This is a genomic window from Streptomyces sp. NPDC054849, assembly GCF_053610945.1.
Genome location: NZ_JBSGZI010000087.1, coordinates 24,488 through 34,386, shown reverse-complemented (window position 1 = coordinate 34,386; position 9,899 = coordinate 24,488). Strand labels below are relative to the sequence as shown.

Genomic DNA, 9,899 nt, shown 5'->3' with positions numbered 1-9,899 from the left:
CCCTTTTTCATGGCCTGCGCGGGGGAACGCGAAAGCCCCGGCCGTGGAAACGGCCGGGGCTTTCAGGCGGTGCGCGATACTGGGATTGAACCAGTGACCTCTTCCGTGTCAGGGAAGCGCTCTCCCGCTGAGCTAATCGCGCGGGCTCTACGGCTCGAAAGCCGCAGGTCGAACAGGTGGTGCGGTACTGCGAGGTGCTGCGTGCGCGATACTGGGATTGAACCAGTGACCTCTTCCGTGTCAGGGAAGCGCTCTCCCGCTGAGCTAATCGCGCGGGGATCCTTGCGGATCAGTGGACGATACTGGGATTGAACCAGTGACCTCTTCCGTGTCAGGGAAGCGCTCTCCCGCTGAGCTAATCGTCCTTGGAGGTGGAGACGGGATTTGAACCCGTGTAGACGGCTTTGCAGGCCGTTGCCTCGCCTCTCGGCCACTCCACCATGGAGCTGCAGGGGTTCTCGGGAAGATCCCCCACTTCGAGCGGACGACGAGACTCGAACTCGCGACATCCACCTTGGCAAGGTGGTGCTCTACCAACTGAGCTACGTCCGCAGGTCACCGCGTTCGCTCCGGGGTTCTCCCCCTTCGCTCCCTGGCGACGTGTTGAACTCTAGCGGATTCCCGGGCCAGCTCAAAAACGCGTTTCCGCAGCGTGCTGCCACTCGTTCACCACGGGTCACCCCGTGGTCACCCCACCGGCGCCGCCGCGTCACCGGTCATAGACTCGCAGCCGTGCACGACCTGCTCCCCATGGCCCGCTTCGGCGGCCTTCTCGCGACCGACCTCCGCGATGTCACCAGTGATCCCGCCGCCCTCGAGTCCACCGGCTTCTGGGCGGTGGCCGCCGACTTCGAAGGGAGGCTCGTCTGCGCGCGCTTCGGGGACGTGCGCCCCGACCCCGTCCCCGCGCCCGTCCCGGGTGCCTGGCGCGGACCCGGCGCCGACGAGTGGACCTCCTCGCTCGACCGCGCCGCGTACGTCGACGGCGTACGCCGCATCCGCGAGCACATCGCGCGCGGTGAGGTCTACCAGGCCAACCTCTGCCGCGTGATGTCCGCGCCGCTGCCCCACCCCGACAGCGCCGACGTCGACGCACTCACCGCGCTCCTCGCGCGCGGCAACCCCGCGCCCTTCGCAGGAACGATTCGCCTCGCCGCGCACGGCGTCGAGATCGCCACCGCCTCCCCCGAGCTGTACCTGCGCCGGGCCGGCCGCCACGTCGAGTCCGGACCCATCAAGGGAACCGGCCGCACCGTCGGGGACCTGCTCCCCAAGGACCACGCCGAGAACGTGATGATCGTGGACCTCGTGCGCAACGACCTCGGCCGGGTCTGCGCGACGGGCTCCGTCGGCGTCCCCGAACTGTGCGCCGTCGAGGAGCACCCGGGCCTGGTCCACCTCGTCTCCACCGTGAGCGGCGAGCTCGCCGACGGCGCCGGCTGGCCCGAGCTGCTCGCCGCGACCTTCCCGCCCGGTTCCGTCACGGGAGCACCCAAGACCTCCGCCCTGCGGATCATCGAGGCCCTGGAGACCGCCCCGCGCGGCCCCTACTGCGGGGGCATCGGCTGGGTCGACGCCGACCGGGGCACCGCCGAGCTCGCCGTCGGCATCCGCACCTTCTGGATCGACCGCGAGACACCCGGCGGCCCGCGCCTGCTCTTCGGCACCGGCGCCGGCATCACGTGGGGCTCCGATCCGGACCGGGAGTGGGCGGAGACCGAGCTGAAGGCCGCCCGTCTGCTGCGGGTGGCGTCAGGCCACGAGATGCCCCGTACACAGGGGGCGAACGGGACGATGGGAAGGACGGCACGATGAAGATCTGGCTCGACGGAGCGCTGAGGGACGTGGACGCCGCGAAGGTGTCCGTCTTCGACCACGGACTGACCGTGGGCGACGGCGTCTTCGAGACGCTGAAGGCGGAGGGCGGCCGGGCCTTCGCACTCACCCGCCACCTGGAGCGGCTGACCCGCTCGGCCCGGGGCCTCGGTCTCCCGGACCCCGACCTCGACGAGGTGCGCCGGGCCTGCGCCGCCGTACTGGAGGCCAACCCGGTGGAGCACGGGCGCCTGCGCATCACCTACACCGGCGGCGTCTCCCCGCTCGGCTCCGACCGCGGTGACGCGGGCACCACCCTGATCGCCGCCGTCGCGGAGTCCGCCCGCCGTCCCGACACCACCGCCGTCGTCACGGTGCCCTGGGTCCGCAACGAGCGCTCGGCCGTGGCCGGCCTCAAGACGACTTCGTACGCCGAGAACGTGGTCGCGCTCGCCGCCGCGCACCGGGCCGGGGCCTCCGAGGCGCTCCTCGCCAACACCGTCGGCCTCCTCTGCGAGGGCACCGGCTCCAACGTCTTCGTCGTGCTGGACGGGGAACTGCACACGCCGCCCCTGGCCTCCGGCTGCCTGGCCGGCATCACCCGGGCCCTCGTCGTCGACTGGGCCGGCGCCAAGGAGACCGACGTGCCCCTCGAGGTGCTGCAGCAGGCCGAGGAGATCTTGCTGACCTCCTCCCTGCGCGACGCCCAGGCGGTCCTGAGGGTCGACGACCGTGAGCTGGGGACCGCCCCCGGACCGGTCACGGCCGAGGTGATGCGGATCTTCGAGGCGAGGGCCGGCGCGGACCTCGATCCGTGAACACCGGTGACGCGGGGCCGCAGGACCGGTAGAACTCCAAGTGATGACCACCACCCTGCGGCCCGCGCAGCCGCTCCAGCAGAACGACGACGGCACCCGCTCCCGGGCCTACGAGGTCCGGGTCAACAGCCGGCACGTCGGCACCCTCGAACTGGCCACGCGGTCCGCCGCCCAGCCGGCGATGGGCGTGATCCGGGACCTGTGGATCGACGAACCGGACCGCCGTCGCGGACGCGGCACGGTCGCCGCGCTCGCCGCCGAGGAGGTGCTGCGTTCCTGGCGCTGCACCGGCGTCGCCGTCTCGGTTCCCGCCGACGCGGAGCCGGCGCTGCGGATGGCCACCGCCCTCGGCTACCGGGAGACCGGCCGGATCATGGTCAAGGAGCTGCCGGCCGAACCGCCCGCGCTCCCGGCGGGCAGCACCGCCCGCCCCATGACCCAGGCCGAGTTCGACGTCTGGCTGGAGCGCGCCGTCGTGGAATACGCCCCCCGTCTCGTCGCCCCGGGCATGACCGCCGAGCAGGGCGTGGCGGCGTCCCGCGCCGAACACGCAAGGATGCTCCCGGCCGGGCGGGACACCCCCGGCACGGCCTTCCACGTCGTGGAGACGCCTCAGGGTTCGGTCCTGGGCAGCGTCTGGGTCGGGGAGCGCGAACTGCCCGGCCTCGGCCGCATCCCCTACGTGTACGACGTCCAGGTCGCGGCCGAACACCGCGGTCGCGGCCACGGCCGGACGCTGATGCTGCTGGCCGAGCACAGCGCACCGGCCGCCGGCGCCCGCCACCTGGGGCTGTACGTGGTCGAGGGCAACACACCGGCCCGGCGGCTCTACGAGTCGCTCGGGTACCGGGACACCACGGTGAACGCCGTCAAGGAGCTGATCTAGGTCCTTTCCGGGGCCGGGCCTCAGGAGGCGAGCAGGCGGTCGGCGATCTCCTCGATGCGGGCGCGCAGGCCGTCCTGGCTCTTGCCGCCGTCGAGGCGCTCGCCGTCGATCACGTACGTCGGGGTGCCGGTCACACCGATCGCCTTCCCCTCGGCCTGGTCGGCGTCGACGATCAGGATGTGCCGCCCGTCGATCAGGGCCGTGTCCAACTCCTCGACGTCGAGATCCAGCTCGCGCGCCACGTCCAGCAGCACCGCCTCGCCGCGCTCGCCCAGCTCCGCGGCGCGTGCCAGCACGGCCTCCGCGTAGGGCCAGGCCTGCCCCTGCTCGGCGGCCTCTTCGGCGGCCTGCGCCGCGGCGAAGGAGTGCTTGTGCTTCTCCAGGGGGAAGTGGCGCAGCCGGATGTCCAGCCGGTCGCCGTAGCGGGCGCGCAGGGCGCGCACGTCGTCAAGGGCACTGCGGCAGTCCTGGCACTGCAGTTCGCACCAGACGTCGAGGATCACGGAATCGGTCATGCGCCCAGTCTCCCAGCCCCCGCCCCGGCCCCCGACCGGCCCGCCGACCCGGCCTCAGGGATGAGGCGCGACCCGGAGATGTCCCCGAGATCCGCCCGGGGACGGCTTGTGACCTGGCCCGCGGGGCGAGGGGCGGTGCAGGATGGACAGGGACGGATCGACCTGCCGCCAAGAGTCCGGAGGACCGCATGCTTGCCGAGACCATATGCGCCGCGGTGTCCGCGGCCGGCCTGGGCATCGCCGCGCTGACCGCCTACCGCAAGCGGTTCCTGGCCGCTGCGCGGATCACCGCGTACGCGCTGGTGCCGGTCGGCCTCGTGATGACGGGCGTCGTGGAGTGGGTGTCCGGGATGGTCTTCAAGCCGACCGTCTGGGCCGGCCTCGGACTGCTGACGCTGGCCTGGCTGCTCTTCGTGACCACCCGGGCCGTGGAGCGCCGCAGCCTCGGCGCGGGCGGGAAGTCCGCGAAGAAGGTCAAGGGCGGTACGGTCCCGGAGGCTGTCGCCCCGGCCGCCTCCGCACCGTCCCTCGGTGCCGCCGGATCCGGCGCCCAGCCGCGTCCGCAGTCCGCCGCGGGCCGGAAGCCGCCGGCCGCCGCCCCCGCGGACGACTTCTCCGACATCGAGGCCATCCTCAAGAAGCACGGCATCTGACGCCGGGGACCCGGGCCGGGGACTCGGTCACGAGATCGGGCGAACTACCGCGCGGATGTTGGCGTGTTGAAGGCCGCGTGGCGGCTCGCTGCGCCATCATCGCCCCGACATGTTCGAGACATCGCAGAGTGACCCCTCGGTGCCCGTGCCGGTACCCGCTCCCGTCGCCGAGGAGCCGCGAGGCTGTCTCTTCGCGCTCTCCCAACCGCCCTTGATGATCTTTCTAGCGGTGATCGGTGTCCTGCTGCTGCTCGCCGCCGTGCACGACCTCTTCATGCTCTGACTGCCCGGCGTCGGCCTCCTTGCGCCGCGCCCGGTACGCCGCCACGTGCAGCCGGTTCCCGCAGGTCCGGCTGTCGCAGTAGCGCCGGGAGCGGTTGCGGGACAGGTCGACGAAGGCGCGCCGGCAGTCCGGGGCCTCGCAGCGGCGCAGCCGCTCCTGTTCCCCGGAGACCACGATGAAGGCCAGTGCCATGCCGCCGTCGGCGGCGAGGTGGTCGCCCACCGACGCGCCCGGCGCGAAGTAGTGCACGTGCCAGTCGTAGCCGTCGTGGTCGGTCAACTGCGGGGTGGTGCCCGCGGTCGCCACGAGTTCGTTGATCAGTACGGACGCGGCACGGGGGTTCGGCGCCGCGAAGACCTGGGCGAACTTGCTGCGCACGGTCCGCACGCCGGCCAGGTCGCGGGCGCTGAGCTCGCCGACGTCGCTGATCGAGTACTCCTGGACGAATCCGCGCAGCGCGCCGATGTCGGAGAGCCCGTCGGGCTGGTCCGTCTCGGCCGCGGTGTTCACCAGCGCGACGACGACGTCGAGCGCGCGACGGGTGTCGTGGGGGATCTGCACGGGGTCTCCCTCAAGGGCCGGGCCTGCGACGACGGACGGTGCCGCCGCTGCCGCCCGACAATAGCGGGTCCCGCAGAGCACACCGGCGCCGTCCTCGCGGGTGGCTTCCGCGGGGAACAGCGCCGGCACTGCCGTATGTGGTTGTCCGACCCGCACCGTCGCCCCGAGTCGGACGGTGTCGAGCGGCTGGAGGCCTGGCTCAGCTTTCGGCCAGGATGTGGGAGAGCTCCTTGTCGAGGTCGAAGTGCCGGTGTTCGGTCCCGGGTGGGACCGCGGCGTCCGTCCGCTTGAGGAACGACTCGAGTGCTCGGGCGGGTGCTTCGAGCAGCGCTTCTCCCTCCGGTGAGCTCAGGGCGATGCAGACGACGCCCTGACCGTGGCTGCGGGACGGCCAGACGCGGACGTCGCCGGTACCGGTGGGCCGGTGGAGGCCCTCCGCGAGGAGGTCGCGGGCGAATACCCATTCGACCGTCTCCTCGGCGCCGGTGTGGAAGGTGGCGTGCACGGCGTAGGGGTCGGCCGTGTCATACCGCAGGCCCGCGGGAACAGGCAGTGAGGACTCGCTCGACACAACGAGGCGCAGGTGCAGCTCGCAGCTGACCGTGGTGTTCATAAGCGCCAGGGCCTTTCGCTCAGTGTGCGCTCGGGGATTCGCACGTCGGCGAAATCGACATGCCACCTACGGTGCCGTTGTAAACCCCTCTGACCGTTTTGCGGACCTCTGGGTCCCTCGGACGGCGGATCCAAACGGTCATTCGCGTGTGCTTCGGACTCGGGTAGATTCGACCTCATGAATACGGGGAGTGACCGCGGAACCAATGATTCCGCCGCCGACGAAACCACCACGGACACCGGTGCGGGAATGCCGCACGTCTCAAAGGCGCCCGCCTTCGTCAAGGCCCGCAGGAGCCTGCACCTCAGCTGGCAGGTCGGCGTCTTCGTCGTCGGTCTCGCGGTGATCGCCGCCGGCGTGGCCATGCTCGTCCTGCCCGGCCCCGGCTGGGTGGCGATCTTCGCGGGCCTGGCGATCTGGGCCACCGAGTTCGCCTGGGCCCACCTCGTGCTGCGCTGGACCAAGCGCAAGGTCACCGAGGCCGCGCAGAAGGCGCTCGACCCGAAGGTCCGCCGCCGCAACATCATCCTGACCAGCGTGGGCCTCGTCATCGCGGGCGCGCTGATCGGTTTCTACCTGTGGAAGTACGGGCTCGTCCTGCCCTGGAACCTCAAGGACCAGTGATGGTCGGGGAGCGCCGCTGACATGCGGTAATGTTTGCGGTGCGTCCGGGCGATTAGCTCAGTGGGAGAGCACTTCGTTCACACCGAAGGGGTCACTGGTTCGAACCCAGTATCGCCCACCCGGACCAGAGGCCCGGAGACTTTCACAGTCTCCGGGCCTCTGGCGTTTCACCGGAGCCGGCCGATCGCGTCCCGCAGTCGGCGGGCGTCGCGCAGCCGCTTCTCGTACGTCGCCCCCACCGCCAGCAGGAGCAGGCCCGCCAGGGCCGGCGGCACCCAGCGCGGCAGCGCCCCGGCCACCTGCACCACGTACGGGGCCAGCTCGTGCAGCGCCACCGCCGCCAGCACCGCGCCACCCAGCAGCAGCGGGGCCTGCAGCCGCCGGTGGGCGCCGGCCAGGGTCACCGCCAGCGAGGCCGCCCCCAGCAGCAGCGGCCGCGTCCAGCCCGGGTCCCCCCAGGCCGCCAGCAGGCTCGGCAGCAGGGTCGTCGCCAGGCCCGGGCCGTACGCCGTCCAGGACGAGGCCTGCGGGTCCCTGCGGCGGCGCAGGAAGCCCACCACGAGCGCGGGCACCGTGACCGCAAGCGTGTACGCCTCCGGCGCCGTGACCCCGGCCTCGGCCAGCCGGACCCAGGTCGCCGCCGCGAACAGCGCCCCCGCCGCCCAGCCCAGCACGCGCCGCTCCGGCCGCACCGCGGCCCCCGCGCAGATCACCCCGGCCAGCGCCAGGACCAGCGCCAGGGTCCCGGCCCGCCCGGCCGACAGGGCCACCGCCAGGGCGCCGGCCACCGCCGCCGCGATCTCGACGGGCAGCCGTACCCCGCCCAGCCGCGGCCCGAGCGCCGCCGCCAGCGCCGGGACCGAGAGCACCGGGAGCGCCCACCAGACCACCGCCAGATCCGTCACCGCGCCCACGGCCACCACCACGCCCGTGGCGTACCCGACGGCGCACACGGCCGCCCCGGCGCGGACCCGGCGCGGAGCGGGTCCGTACGCCGCTCCCGCCGCACAGGCCGCCCCCAGCAGGCCCCAGACCGCGAAAGTCGCCGCCCGTCCGTCCAGCGCGCCCACGGACACGTTCGCGGCCCCCACCAGCCCGCACACGGCGGCGGCGATCCCGGCACCGCGCGCCGGCGAGCGCAGCGCGAGGACACCCGCCGCGCCCGTCACCGCGAGCTGCGCGGCGAACGTGGCCGCCACCGGGAAACCGAGCAGCACCGGGGCCGTGAACAGCCCCGCCCAGGACAGGACCACCGCCACCACCGCCGGCTCCGGCCGCGCCAGCACCCGCGACAGCCACCAGGCCGCTCCCGCCGTGATCAGCAGGGCCACCGCAGCCGCAGCCCCCGCCCCTCCCGGATCCCGGGCCGGGGTGGTCGCCGCCCACACCTCCTCCAGCACCCGGAGCCGGGCCGGCAGGACCGCGGCCACCGCCGCACCGGCCGTCAGCGCCGCCAGGGCCGCCGCCAGCGCCCCGGCGCGGGCCAGCCCGCGCCGCACCGCCACCGGGAGCGCGGGTACCCGTACGGCCGCCAGCAGCGGCAGCGCCACCAGCAGATGCGCCACCACCGACCAGGCGGGGGTCAGGCTTTGCCGGGCCACGCCGCCCAGGGCCACCACCACCGCCAGGCCGCCCGCCAGCGCGGCGCCCCAGGCGCGCGGCTCCCGCCAGGCCGCCGCCGTACCGAGGGCCGCGCCCGCCAGCAGCAGCGCCGCCGGACCCGCGGCCTGCGCCGCCGACTCCGCGGACCAGGACTGGACGGCCCCGATCAGCAGCGCCGCCGTGCCCACCACGGCCGCGGGGACCGCCGCCGCCCGGGCACGCAGCGCGAGCACCGCGTCCAGCGCCGCCGTCGCCAGCAGCGCCCAGCCGAGCTCCAGCGGACCCGGCTGTGCGGCCAGCGCCGCCAGCGGCAGCGGGAACTGTGCCGCCAGCACGGCCGCCGGCAGCGGGATCCGCAGCGTGCGCAGGGCGGAGCCGTATCCGGCCCACACCGCCGCCAGCACCGCGGCCGCCCCCGCCGTATACGCCGTGCCGTCGGTGTCCGGCATCCCGACCGCGTACAGCGCGTACGCGTCCAGCACGGTCAGCAGCAGCCCCACCGCGGCGACCGACTCCGCCGTCGACCGCAGCCCGCGGCGCAGCAGCAGCGCCGGTGCGCCCAGCGCCGCCGCCGTCACCGCGGCCAGCACCACCGAGCGGCCGGCGATCCCCAGGGACCCCCAGCTGACCAGCGTGAACGCCAGCGCGGCGACCCCCAGGAGCACGGCACCCAGGGTGAGCAGCACGTTCTGCGCGCTCGGGGCGGTGGCGTCCTTGGCGGGAGCGGCGGGCCCCCAGTGCACCGGAGCGGCTACGGGCGTGTGGAGCAGGCGCAGCAGCCAGTCCCGGCGGCCCAGCAAATACAGTCGGCGGGCATCGAGTTGCGCCAGCTCGCGGTCGACGAGCGCCAGCTCTTCGGCCGGCGGCAGGGGGTTGTTCATATGCGGAGTGTGGCGCCGCTCACGCGGTCAGGACATGGGCGTGCGTACTCAGATCGGCCCTGAGTACCCACAGGCAAGGCCCGGCGCAGCCGCATGGGGACCGCCCCGCCGGGCCAGACTGGACTCATGGACCGCAACCGCCCGTACCGATGGAGCCGTTACCGCTTCCGCAGCGTATGGGACCTCGACGCCGCGCCCGCAGCCGTCTACGCCGTCCTGGAGCGGCCGGGGGAGTACCCGCGCTGGTGGCCCCAGGTGCGCGGGGTCGAACCGGTCGACGACCGCACCGGCACCGCGACCTTCCGCTCACTCCTGCCGTACGCGCTGCGCGTCACGGCGACCGAACTGCTGCGGGACCCCGCCCGCGGCGTCCTGGAAGTGTCCCTGCGCGGCGACATAGAGGGGTGGGCGCGGTGGACCGTACGCCCGCGCGCCGGAACGGGCACGGCGCGCACCCGCGTCCTGTACGAGCAGGAGGTCGAGGTGCGCAGACCCCTGATGCGGCTCCTCGCCCTGCCCGGACGGCCGCTGTTCCGGCTCAACCACGCGCTCATGATGCGCGCCGGGCGCCGCGGTCTCGCGGCCTGGCTGGACGGCCTGCCGGAAGCGGTTTGAACCAGCCCCGAGCCTTCTGTATTGTTCAGTGCG

General features: G+C 73.5%; 10 protein-coding genes and 6 tRNA genes. 7 read left to right on the top strand and 9 right to left on the bottom strand.

Annotated elements, in window-relative coordinates:
• Window positions 1–70: 70 nt before the first annotated feature.
• The 5 genes from ACWGIF_RS29165 to ACWGIF_RS29145 all read right to left on the bottom strand — a co-directional run bounded on the left by ACWGIF_RS29165 (window position 71) and on the right by ACWGIF_RS29145 (window position 552).
• Window positions 71–142 (bottom strand) — tRNA-Val (locus ACWGIF_RS29165).
• Between the two features lie 60 nt (window positions 143–202).
• Window positions 203–274, bottom strand: a tRNA-Val gene (locus ACWGIF_RS29160).
• Window positions 275–293: 19 nt separating this feature from the next.
• Window positions 294–365 (bottom strand) — tRNA-Val (locus tag ACWGIF_RS29155).
• 1 nt (window position 366) lies between these two features.
• Window positions 367–440: transfer RNA gene (locus ACWGIF_RS29150), tRNA-Cys, on the bottom strand.
• A gap of 39 nt (window positions 441–479) precedes the next feature.
• A tRNA-Gly gene (locus ACWGIF_RS29145) sits at window positions 480–552 on the bottom strand.
• 180 nt (window positions 553–732) lie between these two features.
• Between ACWGIF_RS29145 and ACWGIF_RS29140 the strand changes: the two genes are divergently transcribed.
• Genes ACWGIF_RS29140 through ACWGIF_RS29130 form a run of 3 tightly spaced genes read left to right on the top strand, consistent with a single transcriptional unit; the run spans window position 733 to window position 3,519 of the window.
• Window positions 733–1,815: a chorismate-binding protein gene (locus ACWGIF_RS29140; RefSeq protein ID WP_453501926.1), complete on the top strand. Its 1,083-nt coding sequence runs from the start codon at window positions 733–735 to the stop codon at window positions 1,813–1,815.
• Complete coding sequence (locus tag ACWGIF_RS29135) at window positions 1,812–2,633, top strand: aminotransferase class IV (protein WP_453501924.1); 822 nt, start codon at window positions 1,812–1,814, stop codon at window positions 2,631–2,633. The genes ACWGIF_RS29140 and ACWGIF_RS29135 overlap by 4 nt, the downstream gene beginning before the upstream one ends.
• Window positions 2,634–2,676: 43 nt before the next feature.
• Window positions 2,677–3,519: a GNAT family N-acetyltransferase gene (locus ACWGIF_RS29130; RefSeq protein ID WP_453501922.1), complete on the top strand. Its 843-nt coding sequence runs from the start codon at window positions 2,677–2,679 to the stop codon at window positions 3,517–3,519.
• 20 nt (window positions 3,520–3,539) lie between these two features.
• On the opposite strand, the gene ACWGIF_RS29125 is transcribed toward ACWGIF_RS29130, so the two are convergent.
• Window positions 3,540–4,034: a DsbA family protein gene (locus ACWGIF_RS29125; protein ID WP_453501920.1), complete on the bottom strand. Its 495-nt coding sequence runs from the start codon at window positions 4,032–4,034 to the stop codon at window positions 3,540–3,542.
• A 188-nt stretch (window positions 4,035–4,222) separates the two neighbouring features.
• Between ACWGIF_RS29125 and ACWGIF_RS29120 the strand changes: the two genes are divergently transcribed.
• Window positions 4,223–4,687, top strand: coding sequence for a hypothetical protein (locus tag ACWGIF_RS29120; protein ID WP_453501918.1), 465 nt, complete (start codon window positions 4,223–4,225; stop codon window positions 4,685–4,687).
• Window positions 4,688–4,910: 223 nt separating this feature from the next.
• On the opposite strand, the gene ACWGIF_RS29115 is transcribed toward ACWGIF_RS29120, so the two are convergent.
• Window positions 4,911–5,531: a CGNR zinc finger domain-containing protein gene (locus ACWGIF_RS29115; RefSeq protein WP_453501917.1), complete on the bottom strand. Its 621-nt coding sequence runs from the start codon at window positions 5,529–5,531 to the stop codon at window positions 4,911–4,913.
• Window positions 5,532–5,730: 199 nt separating this feature from the next.
• Window positions 5,731–6,144 (bottom strand): SsgA family sporulation/cell division regulator, encoded by a 414-nt coding sequence (locus ACWGIF_RS29110; protein ID WP_030011909.1) that lies wholly within the window; start codon window positions 6,142–6,144, stop codon window positions 5,731–5,733.
• A 177-nt stretch (window positions 6,145–6,321) separates the two neighbouring features.
• Here ACWGIF_RS29110 and ACWGIF_RS29105 point away from each other — a divergent pair, with 177 nt between their 5' ends.
• Window positions 6,322–6,768, top strand: coding sequence for a TIGR02611 family protein (locus ACWGIF_RS29105; protein WP_453501915.1), 447 nt, complete (start codon window positions 6,322–6,324; stop codon window positions 6,766–6,768).
• Window positions 6,769–6,814: 46 nt separating this feature from the next.
• Window positions 6,815–6,886 (top strand) — tRNA-Val (locus tag ACWGIF_RS29100).
• Between the two features lie 49 nt (window positions 6,887–6,935).
• Here the strand turns inward: ACWGIF_RS29100 and ACWGIF_RS29095 are convergent.
• Window positions 6,936–9,251 carry an SCO7613 C-terminal domain-containing membrane protein gene (locus ACWGIF_RS29095; RefSeq protein WP_453501913.1) on the bottom strand — a complete coding sequence of 772 codons (2,316 nt, stop codon included), beginning with the start codon at window positions 9,249–9,251 and terminating at the stop codon, window positions 6,936–6,938.
• A 126-nt stretch (window positions 9,252–9,377) separates the two neighbouring features.
• On the opposite strand from ACWGIF_RS29095, the gene ACWGIF_RS29090 reads away from it, so the two are divergent.
• A complete protein-coding gene (locus ACWGIF_RS29090; RefSeq protein ID WP_453501912.1) occupies window positions 9,378–9,866 on the top strand; it encodes an SRPBCC family protein in 489 nt (162 codons plus the stop codon).
• Window positions 9,867–9,899 lie beyond the last annotated feature (33 nt).